At 69.7% G+C, this 20,426-nt stretch carries 19 protein-coding genes and 1 pseudogene; 14 read left to right on the top strand and 6 right to left on the bottom strand.

What is annotated here, in order from left to right:
- Positions 1 to 31: 31 nt before the first annotated feature.
- The 4 genes from ACZ6SF_RS24075 to ACZ6SF_RS24060 all read left to right on the top strand — a co-directional run bounded on the left by ACZ6SF_RS24075 (position 32) and on the right by ACZ6SF_RS24060 (position 3,879).
- Positions 32 to 838, top strand: coding sequence for an enoyl-CoA hydratase/isomerase family protein (locus ACZ6SF_RS24075; RefSeq protein ID WP_466064939.1), 807 nt, complete (start codon positions 32 to 34; stop codon positions 836 to 838).
- The gene (locus ACZ6SF_RS24070; protein ID WP_466064677.1) at positions 839 to 2,002 is read left to right on the top strand and encodes a thiolase family protein; all 1,164 of its coding nucleotides are present in this window, start codon (positions 839 to 841) and stop codon (positions 2,000 to 2,002) included. It begins immediately after the preceding gene.
- A 7-nt stretch (positions 2,003 to 2,009) separates the two neighbouring features.
- Positions 2,010 to 3,158 carry an acyl-CoA dehydrogenase family protein gene (locus ACZ6SF_RS24065; protein ID WP_466064676.1) on the top strand — a complete coding sequence of 383 codons (1,149 nt, stop codon included), beginning with the start codon at positions 2,010 to 2,012 and terminating at the stop codon, positions 3,156 to 3,158.
- Positions 3,159 to 3,339: 181 nt separating this feature from the next.
- The gene (locus tag ACZ6SF_RS24060) at positions 3,340 to 3,879 is read left to right on the top strand and encodes a hypothetical protein (protein ID WP_466064674.1); all 540 of its coding nucleotides are present in this window, start codon (positions 3,340 to 3,342) and stop codon (positions 3,877 to 3,879) included.
- A gap of 8 nt (positions 3,880 to 3,887) precedes the next feature.
- On the opposite strand, the gene ACZ6SF_RS24055 is transcribed toward ACZ6SF_RS24060, so the two are convergent.
- Both ACZ6SF_RS24055 and ACZ6SF_RS24050 read right to left on the bottom strand, forming a co-directional pair.
- Entirely contained in the window at positions 3,888 to 4,532 is a 645-nt protein-coding gene (locus ACZ6SF_RS24055) for an LLM class flavin-dependent oxidoreductase (RefSeq protein ID WP_466064672.1), read from the bottom strand.
- A gap of 28 nt (positions 4,533 to 4,560) precedes the next feature.
- Positions 4,561 to 4,773 (bottom strand): annotated as a pseudogene (locus ACZ6SF_RS24050) (LLM class F420-dependent oxidoreductase); the annotation flags it as partial.
- A gap of 399 nt (positions 4,774 to 5,172) precedes the next feature.
- Between ACZ6SF_RS24050 and ACZ6SF_RS24045 the strand changes: the two are divergent.
- The 4 genes from ACZ6SF_RS24045 to ACZ6SF_RS24030 are packed head-to-tail and all read left to right on the top strand — an operon-like array spanning position 5,173 to position 9,988.
- Positions 5,173 to 6,414 (top strand): ABC transporter substrate-binding protein, encoded by a 1,242-nt coding sequence (locus ACZ6SF_RS24045; protein WP_466064670.1) that lies wholly within the window; start codon positions 5,173 to 5,175, stop codon positions 6,412 to 6,414.
- Positions 6,415 to 6,439: 25 nt separating this feature from the next.
- A complete protein-coding gene (locus ACZ6SF_RS24040) occupies positions 6,440 to 8,428 on the top strand; it encodes an ABC transporter permease (protein WP_466064668.1) in 1,989 nt (662 codons plus the stop codon).
- Positions 8,425 to 9,270 carry an ABC transporter ATP-binding protein gene (locus tag ACZ6SF_RS24035; protein WP_466064666.1) on the top strand — a complete coding sequence of 282 codons (846 nt, stop codon included), beginning with the start codon at positions 8,425 to 8,427 and terminating at the stop codon, positions 9,268 to 9,270. The genes ACZ6SF_RS24040 and ACZ6SF_RS24035 overlap by 4 nt, the downstream gene beginning before the upstream one ends.
- Positions 9,263 to 9,988 carry an ABC transporter ATP-binding protein gene (locus ACZ6SF_RS24030; RefSeq protein ID WP_466064664.1) on the top strand — a complete coding sequence of 242 codons (726 nt, stop codon included), beginning with the start codon at positions 9,263 to 9,265 and terminating at the stop codon, positions 9,986 to 9,988. Before ACZ6SF_RS24035 ends, ACZ6SF_RS24030 begins: the two co-directional genes overlap by 8 nt.
- Here ACZ6SF_RS24030 and ACZ6SF_RS24025 read toward each other — a convergent pair.
- The 4 genes from ACZ6SF_RS24025 to ACZ6SF_RS24010 are packed head-to-tail and all read right to left on the bottom strand — an operon-like array spanning position 9,985 to position 14,052.
- Positions 9,985 to 10,962, bottom strand: a complete 978-nt coding sequence (locus ACZ6SF_RS24025) for an NADPH:quinone oxidoreductase family protein (RefSeq protein ID WP_466064663.1) — start codon at positions 10,960 to 10,962, stop codon at positions 9,985 to 9,987. The genes ACZ6SF_RS24030 and ACZ6SF_RS24025 overlap by 4 nt on opposite strands.
- Positions 10,959 to 11,735: an enoyl-CoA hydratase-related protein gene (locus ACZ6SF_RS24020; protein WP_450000958.1), complete on the bottom strand. Its 777-nt coding sequence runs from the start codon at positions 11,733 to 11,735 to the stop codon at positions 10,959 to 10,961. The genes ACZ6SF_RS24025 and ACZ6SF_RS24020 overlap by 4 nt, the downstream gene beginning before the upstream one ends.
- Entirely contained in the window at positions 11,732 to 12,724 is a 993-nt protein-coding gene (locus ACZ6SF_RS24015) for a phosphotransferase family protein (RefSeq protein WP_466064937.1), read from the bottom strand. Before ACZ6SF_RS24015 ends, ACZ6SF_RS24020 begins: the two co-directional genes overlap by 4 nt.
- A gap of 26 nt (positions 12,725 to 12,750) precedes the next feature.
- A complete protein-coding gene (locus ACZ6SF_RS24010; protein ID WP_466064661.1) occupies positions 12,751 to 14,052 on the bottom strand; it encodes an acyl-CoA dehydrogenase family protein in 1,302 nt (433 codons plus the stop codon).
- 36 nt (positions 14,053 to 14,088) lie between these two features.
- On the opposite strand from ACZ6SF_RS24010, the gene ACZ6SF_RS24005 reads away from it, so the two are divergent.
- The 6 genes from ACZ6SF_RS24005 to ACZ6SF_RS23980 all read left to right on the top strand — a co-directional run bounded on the left by ACZ6SF_RS24005 (position 14,089) and on the right by ACZ6SF_RS23980 (position 20,424).
- On the top strand, positions 14,089 to 14,766 hold the full coding sequence (locus ACZ6SF_RS24005; protein WP_466064660.1) for a TetR family transcriptional regulator: 678 nt from the start codon (positions 14,089 to 14,091) through the stop codon (positions 14,764 to 14,766).
- Positions 14,767 to 14,851: 85 nt separating this feature from the next.
- Positions 14,852 to 16,078 (top strand): acyl-CoA dehydrogenase family protein, encoded by a 1,227-nt coding sequence (locus ACZ6SF_RS24000; protein ID WP_466064658.1) that lies wholly within the window; start codon positions 14,852 to 14,854, stop codon positions 16,076 to 16,078.
- A 292-nt stretch (positions 16,079 to 16,370) separates the two neighbouring features.
- A complete protein-coding gene (locus ACZ6SF_RS23995; RefSeq protein WP_466064935.1) occupies positions 16,371 to 17,315 on the top strand; it encodes an acyl-CoA dehydrogenase family protein in 945 nt (314 codons plus the stop codon).
- A 6-nt stretch (positions 17,316 to 17,321) separates the two neighbouring features.
- A complete protein-coding gene (locus ACZ6SF_RS23990; RefSeq protein ID WP_466064656.1) occupies positions 17,322 to 18,101 on the top strand; it encodes an enoyl-CoA hydratase/isomerase family protein in 780 nt (259 codons plus the stop codon).
- Between the two features lie 11 nt (positions 18,102 to 18,112).
- Entirely contained in the window at positions 18,113 to 19,309 is a 1,197-nt protein-coding gene (locus tag ACZ6SF_RS23985) for an acyl-CoA dehydrogenase family protein (RefSeq protein WP_466064654.1), read from the top strand.
- Entirely contained in the window at positions 19,309 to 20,424 is a 1,116-nt protein-coding gene (locus ACZ6SF_RS23980) for an acyl-CoA dehydrogenase family protein (protein WP_466064653.1), read from the top strand. Before ACZ6SF_RS23985 ends, ACZ6SF_RS23980 begins: the two co-directional genes overlap by 1 nt.
- Positions 20,425 to 20,426: the final 2 nt, after the last annotated feature.

Genomic DNA, 20,426 nt, shown 5'->3' with positions numbered 1-20,426 from the left:
GGGCGTGACCGCCGGACCGGCCGGTGCGGACATGACGGCCGATGTGCTGGTCACCGACCGTGACGCGGTCCGCACGGTGACCCTCAACCGCCCGCATCGCAAGAACGCGATGACCTGGGCGATGTGGCAGGAACTCGCGGATGTGCTGCGCGATACCGGTGGCGACCGTGCGATCCGGGCGCTGGTCCTCACCGGCGCAGGGGGCGCGTTCTGCTCGGGCGCCGATATCTCGGTACCCGATGCGCGGCATCCGATGGACAAGATGCGGATCTTCACCGATCTGGCCCAGCAGCTGCACGATCTGCCGACCCCCTCGATCGCCAAGGTCACCGGGGTGGCGGTCGGCGCGGGCTGGAATCTCGCGCTGGGGTGCGATCTGGTGGTGGCCACCCCGGAGGCGTCGTTCGCCCAGATCTTCGCCCGGCGTGGGCTGTCGCTGGATCTGGGCGGTTCCTGGCTGCTGCCGAAACTGGTCGGGTTGCAGCAGGCCAAACGCCTGGCCCTGCTCGCCGAAACCATCGATGCCGCGCAGGCCGAGGCGCTCGGCCTGGTGACCTGGGTGGTGGCGACCGAGGAGATCGATACGTTCACCGACGAAGTCGCCGACCGGCTCGCCGCCGGGCCGCCGGTGGCGCTGGCCCAGACCAAGGCGCTGCTCAACGAGGGCGCCGATTCGACAATGCGGGAGGCCCTGGCCGGTGAGGCCCGGGCCCAGGGAGTCAATTTCGCTACCGCGGACGCGCCGGAAGCGTACGCGGCCTTCGCCGGGAAACGCTCGCCGCGGTTCACCGGCACCTGGTCGCTGCCGCCGGCCGGCGGTGAGAAAAGGAGCGGGTAGATGCGGGAAGTTGTGATCGCCGGCGCGGTGCGGACACCGGTCGGCAAACGTAAGGGCGGCCTGTCCGCCATGCATGCCGCCGATCTCTCGGCACTGGTGCTGCGGGCCCTGGCCGAGCGCACCGGGGTCGACCCGGCGCTGGTCGACGACGTGATCTGGGGTTGCGTCTCGCAGGTCGGTGACCAGTCGAGCAATATCGGCCGCTACGCGGTGCTGGCCGCCGGCTGGCCGGAGTCGATTCCGGGCACCACGGTGAACCGGGCCTGCGGATCCAGTCAGCAGGCGCTGGATTTCGCGGCCCAGGCCGTGCTGTCCGGACAGCAGGACCTGGTGGTCGCGGGTGGGGTGGAGGTGATGAGCCGGGTACCGCTGGGCGCCGCCCGGGCCACCGGGCAGCCCTACGGTCCGTCGGTTTTCGCCCGGTACGACGATTTCTCGTTCAACCAGGGGATCTCCGCGGAACTCATCGCCCAGAAATGGGGTTTCACCCGGACCGTTCTGGACGAGTACTCGGCGCGCTCGCACGAACTGGCCGCCGCGGCCCAGGACCGTGGCGCGTTCACCGAGCAGATCGTCGCGGTGGACGCGGCCGCCGGGGAATTCACCGAGGGCGGGCGGATCACCGCGGACGAGGGGATCCGCCGGGGGACCACGGCCGACAAGCTGTCGAATCTGAAACCGGCGTTCCAGGACGACGGCGTCATCCACGCCGGGAATTCCTCGCAGATCTCCGACGGCGCCGCCGCGCTGCTGGTGACCACCACGGAGAAAGCGGCCGAACTCGGGCTCACTCCGCTGGTGCGGTATCGCGGTGGGGCGGTGTCCGGCTCCGATCCCGTGCTCATGCTCACCGGGCCCATCCCGGCGACCGAGAAGGTGCTGCGCAAGACCGGGCTGGCCCTGTCCGATATCGGCGTCTTCGAGGTCAACGAGGCGTTCGCGCCGGTCCCGCTGGCCTGGCTGGCCGAAACCGGCGCCGCCCCGGAACTCACGAACCCCCTGGGCGGCGCCATCGCGCTCGGGCATCCCCTGGGCGGCTCGGGAGCGGTGCTGATGACCCGCATGATCCATCACATGCGGGACAACGGGATCCGCTACGGGCTGCAAACCATGTGCGAGGGCGGCGGGACCGCCAACGCCACCGTCGTCGAACTCGTCTCCTAGGAAGATCATGCGTCGCGATCTGTTCACCCCCGACCACGAAGCGTTCCGGGAGCTGGCCCGCGAATTCATCGAGAAGGAGATCGTCCCCCACTACCCGGACTGGGAGAAACAGGGCCGGATGCCGCGGGAGGTGTTCCGGCGCATGGGCGAACTCGGCCTGCTCGGTACCGCGCTTCCGGAAGCGTACGGCGGCACCGGCCAGCGGGACTACCGCTACAACGTGGTGCTGCAGGAGGAGGCGCAGCGGGCTCTGGTGACGCTCAGCACCGTGCGCACCCAGCTCGACGTGATCCTGCCGTACTTCCTGGAGTACGCCGACGAGGCCCAGCGTGAGCGCTGGTTTCCCGGTCTCGCCGACGGCACCCTGCTCACCGCGATCGCCATGACCGAACCGGGTACCGGCTCCGATCTCGCCGGGATCCGCACCACCGCCGTCCGCGACGGCGACCACTACGTGCTCAACGGCGCGAAAACCTTCATCACCGGCGGTCTGCTCGCCGATCTGGTGGTCGTGGTGGCCCGTACCGCCACCGATCCGGACAACCGGCGCGCGGGCCTGACCCTGCTCGTGGTGGAGGACGGGATGGCCGGTTTCGAACGCGGCCGGGTGCTGGACAAGATGGGCTGCAAGGTGCAGGACACCGTGGAGCTGTCGTTCACCGATGTCCGGGTTCCGGTGGAGAACCGCCTGGGCGAGGAGGGCGCCGCCTTCGGCTATCTCGGCCACAATCTGTCCCAGGAGCGGATGACGGTGGCGGTGGGGTCGGTGGCGCAGGCGCGTGCGGCGCTGGCCGCCACCATCGAGTACGTCAAGGAGCGCAAGGCGTTCGGTACACCGGTGGCCTCGTTCCAGAACACCAAGTTCGAACTGGCCGCCATCTCCGCCGAGGTCGAGGCCGGGCAGACCATGGTGGACCGCGCGGTGCGCGATCTGGTGGACGGTGAACTGTCCGGGGCCGACGCCGCCCGGGTGAAGCTGTTCGCCACCGAGACCCAGGCCCGGGTCGTGGACCGTTGCCTGCAGCTGTTCGGCGGCTACGGCTACATGATGGAGTACCCGATCGCCCGGCTCTACACCGACGCGAGGGTGGCGCGGATCTACGCGGGAACCAGCGAGGTCATGAAAGTTATCATTGCCAAAGACCTCGGTTTGTGATGTATAGCACACTTAATAATTTGATGAGATATGCGTCACAGGGGCTCGGTCGACCCTACTGTTTCACCAGTTGGTTTATCGAACGGAGTACCCGGTGATCGGTTCGCGGGATGAACATGGGGCTGATTGCCTACTGGACGCCGACTGCGCGGTCGGCCCGGGCCTACGTCCCGTCGACATCATGCGGGCGCACGCCCGCCGCCATCCGCTACGGCACCGGCTGGCGATCGTCGCGCCGAACACCGTGGACGCGGTGCGCTACGCGGGCGGGTTCATCTTCGACCGCATGATGGGCGGCTGGGAGGTGATCGCCGTGCTCACCGAGCACGACGATGTGCGCCCCCTGGAAATCCTCGGCGCCACGGTCCTGGACCTGCCCACCGCCATGGCCTCCCCGGTGCACGACACCTGGCCGGAAAGTGTGCTGCTGGCCCCCGACGTCTTCGTCTCGAACGAATGGGTCCGTACCGGCGCCATCGCCTGTCTGGACAACGGCCTGGCCGAATTCGCGGTCTGGGGCGACGATCTGCCCGCCGAACTCGCCTGCCGGGTCGCCTCGGCGCACCACCGCCTGAGCTCGGCGGCCCAGGCGTTCAAACGATGCGCCCTCGGGGCGGCGGGAATCCCCGAACTCGACCGCGAGGATGTCGAGGTCTTCCACAGCGGTGAGGTGCTGCTGGCCGACCTGCGTGGCAGGCAGGGGCTGGTCCGCGCGGTCTGACGGCGGAATCACCGGCCGGCCGGGTCGCCGGGTCGGGCCGGCGCGGTGAGGAAACGCTCGGCGAACTCCGAGAGCTCGTCGCGCTGCTCGGCGGGGTCGGTGGTGGTGGCGGTGACGACGATCCGGCCGACCCCTTGCGCGGTGAACGCCGCCAGCCGTTCCTCGGTGAGGTCCAATCCGCTCCAGCGGGTGTACTGCAGGGCCTCGGGGTCGCGTCCCACCTCCGTGGCGGTCGCGCGGGCCAGGTTCCACTGGGCCGCCCGCGCATCGGGCAGCAGTGCGCCGCCCGCGAAGTATCCGTCACCGCGCCTGCCCACCCGCCGGGCGGCGGCATCGCTGGAACCGCCCACATGGATGGGCAGGGTGGTCGACCGGTACGGCTTCGGGAACTGGACCAGATCGTCGAACGAGAAGAACTCGCCGTGGAAGGAGACGCCGTCCTCGCCGCCGGCCCAGAGCAGCCGCAGCACATCGATCGCCTCGTCCGCGCGCCGCCCCCTGGTCCGGAAATCCACACCTGTCGCCGCGGCCTCGGCCGGTAGTACGCCCAATCCCACGGTCAGCAGCCGCATCCGGCCTTTGGACAGGACGTCGATGGTCGCCAGCTGTTTGGCCAGTACGGACCGGATCCCGGTACGGCAGCAGCAGTACACCGGTGCCCAGCAGTAGCCGGTCGGTCACCCCGGCCACGAACGCCAGAGTGTCGAGCGGGTCGAGAAACGGCAGCGCGGGGTCCACCTCGATCCCGTGCATACGGGCGCCGGGGTGCAGCACCAGATGTTCGGAGAGATACAGCCCTTCGAATCCGAGCGCTTCCGCGTGGCGCGCGTACTCCGCGATGCGATCCGGGTCGGTGCCGAAATAGGCGGTGTTGTAGCTGACGGCGTACTTCATCGTCTTCCTTCCGATACCCACCCGGTGCCGATGCGCCCGGACCCGGTCCGGCGGACCGTCGATTCCAGCCGGAACCTGTTCCCGGAGCCCGGTATTCCCGGTCGCCGCCCCGCGCCGCGGCAGGCGGTGTGGGTGTCGCGATCCCGCGGCCGGTGCGCGCAATTCGGGCAAACGTTGCAATCCTTACGAGGATTGACGTAATGTCGGTCACACTGAAGTCGTCTCTGCCCGTCCGGGAAGGTTTGTCAGGCAGGTGTTCTCGCTGTCGTGCCCGAGATGAACGCGCGGGCCGATATCGGTGCCGCGCACCGGCGGGTCCGGCAATCGTCCGGCAAGGCAGGAACCGCGCCGTCCCCTCCCTCGGAACCGGCAGCGCAGCAATCTCGATGAGGTAGTGCAGTGGTGAAGAAGATCCTTCCGATGGGGGTGCTGGGACTCGCCGCGGCGCTCGTCCTCTCGGCCTGCGGTGGTTCCGGCGGGGAAACCGAACTCAGTGGCACCCGGGCCACCGGCGATCCGATCGTCATCGGCGCCCAGGCGCCGCTGAAGGGCGCCACGGCCTATCCCCAGAGCGGTTTCGGGATCGACGCCGCCGAGTACTACATCAACGAGGTGCTGGGCGGCATCCACGGCCGCCCCATCGACGTGGATGTGTGCAGCGGCGACGGCAGTCCGGAGACCTCGATCAACTGCGCGAACGGTTTCGTCTCCCGCAAGGTCCCCCTGGTGGTCGACGCGGTGGACCAGAGCATGGGTGCGGCGGTGCCCATCCTCGGATCGGCGGATATTCCGATCATCGGCACCCTGGCCGGATCGTTCCTCGCCGATCAGGCGGGTTACGGCAAGGCGTTCTATTTCACCGGACCGGTATCTTTCGCCTCGCTGAGCAGTATGACGCTGTTCGATTCGATGGGTAAGAAGTCGGCGTCGCTGGCGGTCAACGAATCGCCGACCAGTCATGCCTATGTGGACGATCTCATCCGTCCCATCGCCGGCAACCTGGGCATCGACGTCAAGGTGCAGTATCCGCCCGCCGCGGGGGCGAACCTGAATGTCGTGGCAGCCACCCAGATAGCCGACGATCCGGACGTCGCCGGGGTCATCGCGCTACCCGAGGACGCCTGTACCGACCTGTTCACGGCGCTGCGGCGGCAGGGCTACGAGGGCATGATCCTGGCCGGTTCGTGCTCGCAGTTCATCGAGCGGATGGGAGCCCAGGGCGCGGGCGTCGTCACCCAGCCGCGCCTGTGGGTGCCGCTCGCCGAGGAGTCGGCACCGCCGAAAGTGCGAGAACAGCTGGACCTCTTCGCGAAGGCGATGGACGCGGTCGGCCACGGTGACGAACTCTCGTCGCGTTCGCTCTACACCTTCGCCGCCCTGGTCAATATCGCGAACATCCTGAACGCGGCGGGCGGTACCGAGGTCACGGCCGAGGCGGTGACCGCGGCCTTCACGAAGGTCGCCGGCTTCGAATCGTTCGCCGGACCGACCGTCACCTGCGACGGAAAACAGTGGCCCGGTGTGCCCACCACCTGCAACGGTCAGGCGATCTTCTTCGAGGTCCAGGACGACGGCACCCTCGCGCCGGTGAACGAAGCCGGCTACGTCGATCTGGATCTGTCCGTCCTGCCGCGGTCCTGAGCCGCGGCGATACGGAGACGAGCCGATGGAGACCTACCTTCAGTTCGTGGTGCTGGGCCTGGGCCTGGGCGCGGTGTACATCGGCCTGGCCAACGGCCTGCTACTGGTCTACCGGTCGACCGGGATCATCAACTTCGCGCAGGGCGCCACCGCCATGTGGGGCGCCTATGTTTTCGCCCAGCTGTGTGACGACGGCACGCTGGTGCTGCCGATCGGAAGTGTGCGGTTCCCGGAGCCGCCGCCGATCTGGGCGGCCGTGACCATCGGGCTGCTCTCCGCGGTGGTGATCGGGCTGATCACGCACTACCTGGTGTTCCGTCCGGTGCGCAACGCGCCGGCGCTGGCCCAGGTGGTCGTCTCCGTGGCGTTGATGCTCACGGTGCAGGCGCTGGTGGTCATCCGGTTCGGTCCCAACAACATTCCGGTGGAGGCGTTGATCCCGCCGGGGTCGGTGGAACTGCTCGGCACCCGGCTCTCTTCCTCGGAACTCGTCATGGCGGCGCTCATGGTGGCGACATCCGCGCTGATCTGGGCGTATTTCGGTTTCACCCGACTGGGTGCGGCGACCCGCGCGGCGGCGGCCAACCAGCGCGGCGCCGTCCTGCTCGGCTTCTCGCCGGACCGGCTCGCCGCGATCGCGACGGTACTGGCCGCGGTGGTCTCCACACTCGGGGTGCTGCTGGGCTCCAGCCTGACCGGTCTCAATCCGATGAACTACACGCTGCTCGTCGTCCCGGCCCTGGCGGTGCTGCTGGTCGCCCGGATGGAATCGGTCGGCGTGATCGCGATCGCCGCGCTGGTTCTCGGCGCTTTCCAATCCCTGGTGAATCTCTTCACGGGTAAGGAATGGTGGCCGGTCTGGGCCGCGTCGGGGCTGGACCAGGTGGTGCCGTTCGTGGTGGTGATCGTGATCCTGCTGCTGTTCGGCGGCAGACTGCCGTCACGCGGGTCCTTGCAGACCATCGCACTGCCGGATGTGCGCGTGCCCGTGTTCCGTCCGGTCGGGGCGGCGGTCCTGCTGGTGGCGGTGGGCGTCGCGCTGGCCGTATCGTCGAGCACCTACCGTTTCGGGCTGACCTACTCGATCATCCTGATGCTGCTCGCACTCTCGTACGTGGTGATCACCGGCTATCTCGGGCAGATCTCGCTGGCGCAGACGGCGTTCGCCGGGGCGGCGGGGTTCACGCTGTCCAAGTTCACCACCGAGTGGGCCATGCCGATGCCGCTGGCGGTATTTCTCGGCGCGCTGGTGGCCGCCTTGCTGGGGATGCTGGTCGCGCTGCCCGCGTTCCGCATCCGCGGAGCGCAGCTCGCCATCGTCACCATCGCGGCCGCGCTGGCCATCGAACGGTTCGTCTTCAACAACTACAGCCTGACGCCCGCCTCCGGGAATCCCATCGCGAACCCGACCCTTTTCGGGCTGAATCTCGGTATCCGGGAGGGCAGCGAGATCGCCCGGCTGCCGTTCTCGCTGCTGGTGCTGGCCGTCGCCGCCGTTGTCGTCTGGGTTTTCATCCGGCTCGCCTCGGGCGATACCGGGCGGACCTTCCTGGCGGTCCGGGCGAACGAGCGCGCCGCCGCGTCGGTGGGTATCGACGTCCGGCGTACGAAACTGCTCGGGTTCGGGTTCTCGGCGTTCATCGCCGGTCTGGCCGGGTGCCTGATCGGCTACAGCGCGGGCCAGTTGTCCGCCGAATCGTTCACGGTTTTCGTGGGTCTGCAGGTGCTCGCCGTCGCCTATCTCGGTGGGATCACCTCGTTCGGCGGCGCCGCGCTGGCCGGTGTCCTCGGACCGCTCGGGATCCTCTACGTGGTGTTGCACGAGGTCCTCGAACTCGGTGACTACTACGCGCTGATCTCCGGAATCGCGCTGATCGTGACCGCCGTACTCAACCCGGTCGGCATGGCGGGAGAGGCCCGCCGGACCGTGGACCGCCTCCGCCGCAGATCTCCGGCGCCGGCGGTCTCCGGGCCGGGCGCGGACGGTTCGAAAGAAGTGGTGGGACAACCGTGACCGAATCGGAAGGCCTGACGACCACGGACCTGACCGTCCGATACGGGGGAGTGGTGGCCAACAGCGCGGTCTCGCTCACCCTGCGGCGCGGTGAGATCGTGGGACTCATCGGACCGAACGGGGCCGGCAAGACCTCGTTCGTCGACGCGATCACCGGGTTCACCGGATGCACGGGTTCGGTGACCCTCGACGGCGCCGATATCACCCGGCTCGCACCCCACCGGAGACGGCGGGCGGGACTGTCGCGGACCTGGCAGTCCGGTGAGTTGTTCGGGAATCTGACCGTGGTCGAGAACGTCACGGCCGCACTGCGCCCGGGCGGCTTCGCCACCGTCCTCTCCGATCTCTTCGGCCGCCGCCACCGGACCGATCCGGCGGTCACCGCGGCGCTGCGCACAGTGGGTCTCGGTGAGGTGGGCGATATCGCGGCCCGGGACCTGACACTGGGGCAGCAGAAACTGGTCGGTGTCGCTCGGGCGCTCGCCGGGCACTGCCGGATCCTGCTCCTGGACGAACCCGCCGCCGGGCTCGACAGCCGGGAGAGCCGCGATTTCGCCGAGCGGATACGCGGTATCGCCGCCGGCGGCCCCGGAGTACTGCTGATCGACCACGACATCTCCCTGGTGCTGGGCGTCTGCGACCGGATCTATGTGATGGAGTTCGGGCGGATCATCTTCTCGGGAACCCCGGCCGAAGCGCGGGTCGACCCGGCTGTGATCGCCGCCTATCTCGGGGCGCCCAGGGAGGACGCCGATGTCGCAGCTCCGGGGGAGGACGCCGATGTCGCAGCGTCGAGGGAGTACGCCGATGTCGCAGCGTCGAGGGAGGACGCCGATGTCTGAGACCGCGCTGCTGGCAGAGGGACTCGTGGTCGGGCACAACGGCATACCGGCGGTCCGAGATTTCGATATCGCGCTCGCCGCGGGAGAGGTCACGACGCTGCTGGGCCCGAACGGGGCCGGGAAGACCACCACCTTGCTCGCGCTCGCCGGTCTGCTGCCCCCGATACGCGGCCGCGTGACCGTTCTCGGCGCACCGGTCGATCACCGGCGGCCGTACCGGACGGCCCGGCGTGGGCTGCGGCTCGTCCCCGATGATCGCGGGCTGTTCCCGCCGCTGACCGTCGCCGAACATCTCCGGCTCGCGGCCCCCACGCCCGATCCGGTCCGGGAGAAGGCGGTGCTCGCCCGGTTTCCGGCACTGGACGGGTTGCGCGCCAGACGTGCCGGACTGCTGTCCGGCGGCGAACAGCAGATGCTGGCCCTCGCCGCCGCGTTGGTGGGCCGTCCGAAAGTGCTCATGGTCGACGAGATGAGTCTGGGCCTGGCGCCGCTGGTCGTGCGGGATATGCTGCCCGCGATCCGCGAGACCGCCCGGGAGGAGGGGATCGCGGTACTGCTGGTGGAGCAGCACGCCGACCTCGCGCTGGCGGTATCCGATCATGCGATCGTGCTGAACCACGGCCGGGTGGTGCTGTCCGGGGACGCCGCCGGGTTGCGTACCGACCGGGACCGGTTGGCAGCGGCCTACTTCGACGGCGCCGGCCCGAGGGATTGCTAGAGCGTCAGGTCGATCAGGACCTTCCCGATCGCCCGGCCCGCGGCGATATCGCCGAGAGCGAGTGCCGTGTCCTCCAGCGGATGGACCGCGCCGATATGCGGAGCGACCCGCCCCTGCTCCAGAAGTGCGGCGAGTTCCTCGTCGTTGCGCCGGAATTCGTCCGGCGCGACGTCCTGGAACTGGAATCCGAGTACATGCACGCCCTTGACCAGCACCAGGTTCAGTGGAATGCGGGGGACCGTGCCGGAGGCGTAGCCGATGGTGACGAAGCGGCCGCCTCGTCGCAGCGCCCGGAGCGCCGGTTCGGCGAGGTCACCACCCACCGGGTCGAGGACGGCGGCGGCTCCGGCAGGGACCGCCGCGCGCAGGGCCTGCCGGAGATCACCGGCACGGTGGTCGATCAGGTGCGCCGCCCCGTAGGACCGGGCGGCGGCCAGCTTCTCGGCCGAGGACGCCACGGCGACCACGTCGGCCCCGAGTACGACGGCCAGCTGTACCGCCGCCAGGCCGACACCGCCGCCCGCACCGAGGACGACGACCGGATCGCCCGGCCGGATCCGGGCCATCGAGCGGAGCGCATGGTAGGCGGTACGGTGCGCGACACCGGAGGCGGCGGCGGTGCGGTCGTCCACCGCCGCCGGTATCGCGGCGAGGTTCGCCGCGGGCACGACGATATCGTCGGCGAAGGCTCCGTAGAGGCCCGTTCCGGTGACCCGATCGCCCACCGCGACCCCCTGGCAACCCGGCCCCAGCTCTTCGACGGTGCCGGCGAATTCGCTGCCCGGTACGAAGGGCGGCGGCACGGTGATCTGGTACTTCCCGGCGATCAGCAGGATATCCGGGAAGTTGGCCGCGGCCGCGCGAACCCGGATACGCGCCTGCCCGTCGCCGGGACGCGGCGGCTCCCGGCGTTCGAGCCGCAGCACCTCCGGGGTGCCGAATTCCGGGCAGATCACCGCCCGCCCGGAACTCATTTGCCCTGCCACTCCGGGGCGCGCTTCTCCATGAAGGCCATCGCGCCCTCCTTGGCGTCCGCGCTCGCGAACACCACTTCCTGCCAGTGCCGGAGCCGCTGCGCGGCCTTCGCCGGATCGGTGACCGACAGGCGCACCAGTTCCTTGCAGGCCGCGACTCCGAGGGGGCCGTTGGCGGCGATGCGCTCGGCGAAACCGAGTGCCGTGTCGAGCACCTGATCGGCCGGGACCACCGCGTTGATCAGGCCGATCTCATAGCCACGCGCCGCGGAGAAGAATTCGCCGGTGAGAGTGAGCTGCAGGGCGATTCCGAGTGGGATCCGCTCGGCGATATAGGTGCCGCCGCCGCCGGGAAAGAGCCCACGCTGTACCTCGGGGAGACCGAACTTCGCGGTCTCGGCGGCGACGATCAGATCGCAGCCCAGCAGTACCTCGAGACCGCCGCCGACCGCGGATCCGTTGGCCGCGCCCACCACCGGGACCTCGACCGCGCCGCGGGCCAGCCGCTGGAACGCCCGGTTCTCCGGGGTATCGCTGAACCCCACATCCTCTCCGCCGGAGAACGCGCGCAGATCCATCCCGGAACAGAACGCCCGATCGCCGGCCGCGGTGATGACCAGCGCCCGGATACCGGGATCGCGTTCGGCCTCCAGGACCGTCGCGCCGATCGCGCCGATCAGATTCCCGTTGAGGGCGTTACGCGCCTCGGGGCGGTTCAGGGTGAGGACGGTGACCGGACCGCGCCGGTCCACCAGGAATTCTTCGTCGCTCATGAGCGGTACTCCGTTGATTCGGCGAGTTCGGCGGCGGATCGCATGAGTTCGGGAACGATCGGGCCGAAGGACTGCAGTTTGATGTCGTCGCCCGCGCGCTGGAAACCCTGTTCCAGCACGATCGCGAGCTTCCACTGGGCCAGGACCAGGTAGTAGTCGAGATCGTCGACCTGCCGCCCGGAAACCTCCGCGTAGTGCGCGACCACCTGATCGCGGGACGGCATACCGTACATATCGACGTAGCCGGACTCGCTCGCCTCGGGCGCGGAGGTGTCTTCCGGCCAGCCCTGGACCATCCAGGCCAGATCCAGCTTCGGATCGCCCACGGTACCCATCTCCCAGTCCACGATGGCGGCCAGTCGCGCGGGCCCGCCGTCGCGGTACATGACATTCGCGAATTGGTAGTCGCCGTGCATGAGACCCGGGACGAAATCCAGCGGACGGTGTTCGCGCAGCCAGCGGGTCGCCGTCTCCATCCCCTCGAGTTCGCGGCCCTTGATCCGTTCGAAGAACCCGGTCCACCGTGCGACCTGCCGTTCGTGGAAACCGTCCGGCCGGCCCAGATCGTCCAGGCCCCGTTCGCGCCAATCCACCTTGGACAGCAGCGCGATCCCCTCGGCGAGCTGATAGGCCAGCCCCCCGCGCGCGGTGAGATCGGTATCGAACGGCGCCGGCCACACCCGCCGGTGGTCCATCGGCGACCAGCCGTCCACGAACCCCATCAGGTAGAAGGTCCGGCCGAGCACCGACGGATCGGTGCAGACCCCCACCGCGGACGTATGCGGGACATCGGAGCCGTCGAGGGCCTCGATGATCCGCCATTCCCGCAGGATTCCCTTGTCCCGGTCGGCCGGGGCGTGGGTCGGCGGAATGCGCAGCACGCTGCGGTGCTCGCCCCGGGTGATCTCGTAGATCTCGTTCTGCGTCCCGCCCGAAAGCAGTTTCGTCTGTAGCGGCTCACCCTTACCGGGGAGTCCGGCCGCGTCCATCCAAGGCCCCAGTGGCGCGAAGTCGATCACAGGTTGCCCACCTCGTTCTCCAGATAGTCGGCGTATTTCGCCCGCGCCGATTCGAGCTTGCGGGGAATCCATTCGGTGGGCCACAGATCGTCGCTGGGCGAGTAGTCCCGCAGCACCTGTTTGGCGACGGTCATCTTGTGCACCTCGGTGGGTCCGTCGGCCAGGCCCATCACTCCGGCGCCGTGGATCATCGTGAAGAACGGCAGTTCGTTGGTGGTGCCCAGGGCGCCGTGTACCTGCATGGCCCGCCAGGCGATATCGTGCAGCACGGTCGGCATCACGACCTTCACCGCGGCGATATCCTTGCGGACCTTCTTGTAGTCGTTGTACTTGTCGATCTCCCAGGCCGTGTAGAGCACCAGCAGCCGGAACTGTTTGAGCTGCGCGTAGGAGTCGGCGATATAGCCCTGGACGAACTGCTTGTCGGCCAGCCGGCTGCCCGCGGTCTCGCGGCTCAGTGCGCGTTCGCACATCATGTCGAGGGCGCGCTGGGCCAGGCCGATGGTGCGCATGGCGTGGTGGATACGGCCGCCGCCCAACCGGGTCTGCGCGATCACGAACGCCTGCCCCTCCCCGCCGAGCAGGGCCTCGGCCGGAACCCGCACATCGCGATAGTGGATGAGGGCGTGCGATCCGTCGTTCAAGGGTTCGCCGGCGAGTCCGATATTGCGTTCGATCTCGATACCGGGGGTGTCGGAGGGGACCAGGAACATCGACATGCCCTTGTACGGGCTGATATCCGGGTCGGTCACGGCCATCACGATCAGGAACGCGGCGGTGCGGGCGTTGGAGGAGAAGAACTTCCAGCCGTTGATCACCCAGTCGTCACCGTCGCGTTCGGCCCGGGTGCGGAACAGGGTCGGATCGGCGCCGGCCTGCGGTTCGGTCATCGAATAGCAGGAGAACAGTTCGCCCTCGAGCAGCGGCCGCAGATAGCGCTCCTTCTGCGCCTCGGTGCCGTAGTGGGCGATGATCTCCGCGTTGCCGGTATCGGGCGCCTGGCAGCCGAAGACGATCGGCGCCCACGAGCTGCGGCCCAGGATCTCGTTGAGCAGCGCCAATTTCAGCTGCCCGTAACCCTGCCCGCCCAGTTCCGGGCCGAGATGGGTGGCCCACAGTCCCTGTTCCCGTACCCGTTGCTTGAGCGGTTCGATGGCCGCCCGGCGGGCGCCTTCCAAGGGCACGAACTGCTGATGCGGCCAGACCAGATCGAGCGGTTCGACCTCCTCGCGGACGAACGCGTCGGCCCAGTCCAGTTTCTCCTGGAAGTCCGGGTCGGTATCGAAATCCCACGCCATTTGCGCCTCCTCTCGTCCGGTGAGAATATCCTTCTTGTGAAGAAGAATGCAATTCTTTCGGAGTCCGATCCGGGATCGGGCCTGGTGGGCCGGATCGCCCGGAAGGCGGTCGCGGAACGGGAGGCCGAATACGCCGGCGAGATCCGCCGGTTGCTGGACGCCGCCCTGGATCAGGTGCGCCGCTGCGGTCCGCGGGGCAGTCCGCGGGTGGCCGATATCGTGGCCGCGGCCGGGCTGTCCAATGACGCGTTCTACCGGCATTTCCGGTCCAAGGACGCGCTGATGGCGGCGCTGCTGACCGACGGCACGGAACGGCTGGGCGACTATGTCGCGCACCGGATGGCGAAGGAAGCCGGTGCCGCCGCCCGGATACGCTGCTGGGTCGCCGCGATCCTGGCCCAGGCCGATGCGGCGATCGCCGCCGATACCCGGGCGGTGCTGTGCCAGACCGGTGCGCTGGGGGTGGATCTGGTGTCGGGCCGGGCCGGATCGGCGCCGCGCCGGCTGGCCGAACTGCTGAATGCGCCGCTGGCCGAACTCGGGGTGCGCGATCCGGAATACGTCGCCGGTCTGCTGGCCTATTCGGCGGTGGGAAAACTGTCGGAATACCTGTGGTCCGGCGTCGAGCCGACAGCGGAAGAGGTGGCGCGGCTGGGTGATTACTGCCTGGTCGTCGCGTCGGCCGCGGAGGCGGGTGGGGTGCCGCCGGTGTGAGCCGTGCGGGCGCGGGCTCTGGAATGCCCGCGAGCCAAACCAGCAAACATTGCAATCCTTATGAGGATTGCCGTAGGGTACGCCCATGGACTTCACGATGGGTGCGACCGCCGGGAAGCTCCGGGGCGAGCTGCGCCGGTTGATCGCCGACGAGGTCCCCGCCGACTTTCTCGGTGCCTTCACCGACGACCCCGCGGACCTCGCCGTCGCCCAGCGCTTCTGCGCCACGCTCGCCGAGCGCGGTCTGCTTTGCCTGGCCTGGCCGGAGGAATTCGGCGGCCGCGGCGCCTCGATCTGGGAGCAGACCGTGGTGCGCGAGGAGATGTGGGCGCAGCACGAACCGCGCGGGGCGCAGTACATGGGCGTCAACTGGGTGGGTCCGACCATTATGCGGCACGGCACCCCCGAACAGCAGCGCAAACACCTGCCGCCGATCGCGCGCGGTGAGGTGATCTGGTGTCAGGGCTTCAGTGAGCCGGACGCCGGGTCCGATCTGGCCTCGCTGCGCACCACCGCCCGGCGCGACGGTGACGGCTGGTCGATCTCCGGCCAGAAGATCTGGACCTCCTACGCCACCATGGCGCAATGGTGTTTCCTGCTCGCCCGGACCTCGAACGCGGGCCGGAAACAACAGGGGCTCACCGTGTTCCTGCTGCCCATGTCCGACCCCGGCATCACAGTGCGGCCGATCGACGCGATGCTCGGCCCGCACCACCTCAACGAAGTGTTCTTCGACGGCGTCCGGGCGAGCGAGGCCGATGTCCTGGGCGAGGTGGACCAGGGCTGGTCGGTCGTGCAGGAGGTGCTGGCCTTCGAACGGGTCGGGATCGCCCGCTACGCCCGGTGTGAGCGATTGCTGCACGCGGCGCCGGAGGCGCTCGGCGCGGCCTGGGACGAGGTTCCCTCCGCCCTGCGCGGTCGCTGGGCACGGATGCTCACCCGGTGCCGCCGGGCCAGGTTGCTCGCGTACCAGGTGGTGTCGCTGCAGAATTCGGGCACCGTCGCGCCGGGCGATGCCGCCGCCTACCGGATCGCGGTGACCAGGCTGGATCAGGAGAGCGCGGAGGTGCTGGTGGAACTCGCCGCGGCCGTGCCGGGAGATTCCCCGGAGCGCCGCCGGTTCCGGAGCGCGGTCGATGACCACTGGCGTTACGCCAATGCCGCCACGGTGGCGTCGGGGAGTATCGAGGTGCAACGGATCCTGCTGGCGCGCGAACTCCTCGCCGCGCGTGGCGATTCGGCCCGTCGGGCACCGGGCACGCCGGACCGCCGGGAGAGCCGCCCACCGGCATCCGGGCGGGCGGCATCGTGAAACCCGCGCCACGTGCGCTACCGGCCGCGGAGATCGCCGGCGGTCCTGCCGTACCGTCCGCCGCTATCCGGCGGGTCGAGCGGCGCCGCGTGCGGATCCGGCCCCGAGCCCGCACCACCACCGGCCCGGACGAGGCCGGACCATCCGAACCGCCGGCGGTGACGGCCGCGATCGGGCCGGCCGCCCCGGTCGCCGGCGCCGCGACGGCGGCACACCACCGCAGGGGATACCGCGGCCGCCGCAGGAGGACAGTGTGAGTACGTCGAGCGGGCCGGCCGGATCCGAGCACGAGGTGCGGCTCGAACTCGCCGCCGAGGCACAGGAATTCGGCCGCGAGGTGGTGCGCGCGCTGCGCGCGGCCGGTGGCGACGACCTGGTGCAGCGGGCCGAACGCGAACCCGCGCGCCGCCGGGAGCTGATCGAGCCGGTGCTCGGGAATCTGGGCGCCTGGGATCTGGCGCCGCGGCGCGACCCGGTCGAACTGGAGGCCGCCGCGGCGCTGTGCCGTGGCGCCGGGTACTGGGCGACGCCCTACCCGGTCGCGGAGCGGCTGGCCCGGCCGGAGGATCCGGAGTTCGACGGGTTGATCGTGGTGTCGGGACCGGAGCCCGCCGGGCAGGTCGCGGAAGTGGATCTGCGGTGGGCGACCGTCTCGACCGACGGCGCGCGCGGAGTCGCCGTGCCGATCGGTCCGCGGGAGTACACCCGCAACGCCGCCTTCGTGACCCGGTTCGAGATCCGGCCGCTACCCGGTGACGGCTCCGCCGATCTCGCGCTCGCGCTGACCCTGCCGTGCTGGACGCTGCTGGGCATGCTGGACCGGGCCGTGGAGCTCGCCCGTGCCCATGTGCAGGTCCGCGAGCAGTTCGGGCGGTCGCTGAGCGAATTCCAGGGGGTGCAGTTCCAGCTCACCGACGCCGAGGTCGAACGCAGGGGGGTCGATCTGCTGGCCCGGTACGCGCTGTGGAGTATCCAGTCCGGTCGTCCGGAGGCGGTCGACGACGCGCTCGCGTTGCGGCTGGCGGCGCTGGAGGCCGCCGATATCGTGTTCCGGATCGCCCATCAACTGCACGGTGCGACCGGTTTCTGCGACGAGACCACGCTGTCGTGGCTGTCGCGGTACAGTCTGCCGCTGCGGCGGTTGCCGGTGGGTCCGGTGGGGACCGAGGAACTGCTGTCCGGCCGGATCGGCCGTCGCGGTCTGGCGGGGTTGTTCTCCGATCCGGCGGGAGTGTGAGGCGCTGTGCGATACGACCTGCCCGAAGTGCTGACCGTCACCGGTGACGGCCCCGTCCGCACCGTGACCATCAACCGCCCGGACGAGCTGAACGCGGTGAACGCCGATCTGCACCGTGCGCTCGCCCAGGTGTGGCGGCAGCTGGCCGCCGATACCGAGGCGCGGGTGGTGATCCTGACCGGGGCCGGCCGGGCGTTCAGCGCCGGCGGTGATCTCGACTGGATCACCTCCTTCCTCGACGATCCGGTGGCCCGCGACGAGAGCATCCGCGAGGGTGCGGAGATCATCGAGGAACTGCTGCGCTTCCCGCTGCCGGTGATCGCCGCCGTGAACGGGCCGGCCGTGGGACTGGGCGCGAGTATCGCGATCCTCAGCGATATCGTCCTCATCTCCGACCGCGCGCACCTCGCCGACCCGCATGTAGCGGTCGGATTGGTGGCCGGTGACGGCGGTGCGGCGTTCTGGCCGCTGCTCACCCCGATCCTGCGGTCGCGCGAATACCTCTACACCGGTGACCGGATCGACGCCGCGACCGCCGTGGAGCTCGGGCTGGCGACCCGGGTGGTGCCCGCCGGCGAACTCGCCGAGGCCGCCCGCCTGCTGGCCGGCCGGCTGGCGAAACAGCCACAGGGCGCGCTGAGCAGCACCAAACGGGTGGTGAACATGTATCTTTCGCAGGCGCTGGCGGGGCCGCTGCAGGCCGGTTTCGCGGCCGAGGTGGTGACCATGCAGTCCGACGAACACCGCGACCGGTTGCACGCGCTGCGCGACCGGGCGCGGCGGTGAGGCTGCCGGTGATGGCCGACAGCGATCTCACCGCGTTCCGCGCCGCGGTGCGGGACTGGTGCCGGGCCAATGTCCCGGCCGGGTGGCGTGCGGCCCAGACCGGAGCCACCGACGCCGATTTCGTGGCGTTCCAGCAGGAGTGGTTCCAGCGTCTGCGATCGGCCGGCTACGCGGTGCCGCACTGGCCGGCCGAGTACGGCGGCGGTATGCCGATACCGCAGCAGATCGTGCTGTATCAGGAGCTCGCCGCACACGACGCACCACGGCTGGTACTGGCGTTCGTGGCGATCCATCACGCCGCCGCCACTCTGCTGGCGGGCGGAACCGCCGCGCAGCGGGAACGCCATCTACCGGCGATCCTGGACGGGGAACTCTGGGTGCAGGGCTTCTCCGAGCCCGGTGCGGGCTCCGATCTGGCCGCCCTGCGCACTACCGCCCGGCGCGACGGCGACGACTACGTGGTCACCGGGCAGAAGGTTTGGGCCAGCGGGGCGCAGTACGCCGACTGGTGCCTGCTGCTGGCCCGCACCGATCCGGAAGCGCCCAAACGTAAGGGCATCTCGTATTTCGTGATGGATATGCGCAGCCCGGGAATCGAGGTGCGGCCGATCCGGCAGGCCACCGGGGAATCGCATTTCTGCGAGATCTTCCTGGATCAGGTGCGGATCCCGGCCGCGAATCTGCTCGGCGAGGAGAACCGGGGCTGGCAGCTGGCCCAGCAGACGCTGGGCGCCGAGCGCGGCCTCACCATGCTGGAACTCGCCGAGCGTCTCGGGCACGCCGGATTCGGATGGTTGCTCGCGGAATGCCGCCGGCCCGGACCCACCGGCCGCCGGCCCGTCGACGACGCCGTGACCGCCGACCGGCTGGCCCGGCTCGAGATCGAACTGACCGGGTTGCGGTCGCTGTGCCGGGATCTGGTCGAACGGCACGCCGCCGGGACGGTCGGCCCGGCCGACGCCTCGATCGTGAAGCTGTACTACAGCGAACTCCTGCAGCGGATCACCGATTTCGGCGCCGAGATCAGTGGTCTGCCGGGCCAGACGGTTCTGCGGAAGCCGATGTCGGGCGGCTGGGAGTCGGGAGCCTGGGTGCTGGACTTCCTGGGCTCCTGGGAATGGACGATTCCCGGCGGCAGCAGCGAGATCCAGCGGACCATCATCGGGGAACGCGGCCTGGGCCTGCCCCGCGAACCGGCGGGAGCGTGATGAGCGGCGAATTCGGCGAATTCCACGACGAACTGCGCACTGTCGCACGGGAACTGCTGGGCAAGGGCGGGGAAGCCGAGATCGGGTGGCCGGTGCTGGTGGGCGCGGGATGGCCCGGGCTCGAGATCGCGGACGGGTACGACGGTGCGGGCGCCACCTTCACCGAGGTGGCGATCCTGCTGGAGGAGATCGGCCGGGCGGCGGCGCGGACCGCGTACCCGAGTGTGGCCGCGGCGGGTATCGGGGCGCTGTCGCTGCTCGATTCCGACTCCCGCCGCGACGCACTCCTGCGGGACACCGTCGCGGGTACCGCGGTACCGATCACGGTGCTGGAAGGAAATATGGTGCCGGCGGCCGGCGGCGAATCGGCTTGTGCCGGCACCGGAGGCATAGTACCCGGCTTCCGGTTGACCCAAACGTCCGAGGGGTTCGAGTTGTCCGGATCCGCGGCGTTCGTGCCGGACGCTCCGGCCGCGACCACGCTGCTGATCCCCGCCCTCGACCCGGCCGGGGCGATTCGCCTCGCCTTCGTGGCGCCCGGCGCTCCCGGGCTGCGGATCACCGCGGAACCCGTGGTCGACGCGACCCGGACCGTGGGCCGGGTGGACGCTTCGGCGGTGCCGCTCGCACCGGACGAACTGCGCCCGTTCCGGGCCGATCCGGATCGCGGCCCGCGGGTTCTCTACGACCGGGCCGTGCTCGCGGTCGCCTGCGACAGTGTGGGCATCGCCGCGGCCGTGCTGGACGCGACCGTCGACTACGCCCGTGTCCGTGAGCAGTTCGACCGGCCCATCGGATCGTTCCAGGCGGTCAAACACGCCTGCGCCGATATGCTGGTCGAGCTCACGATCGCGCGCCGGCTGCTCGCCGAGGCGCTGGCGGTCGCCGGGGATTCGTCGCCGGACAGTAGTCGCGCGGTGGCGGCGGCGAAATCGTACGCCGGTGAGGCCGGAGTGCGGATCGCCGGTAAGGCCATGCAACTGCACGGTGGTATCGGATACACCTGGGAGAGCGGTCTCCACCGCTATCTCAAACGCGCGACCCTGAACCGGGCGCTCTTCGGCGGCCCCGCCGACCACCGTCGCGAGATCGCGCGCGCTTACCTGGCGCCCTGACG

The sequence above is a fragment of the Nocardia sp. NPDC049935 genome (assembly GCF_055586645.1).
Note: the sequence above shows the minus strand (reverse complement) of the source record. Positions and strands in the feature narration are given on the sequence as shown.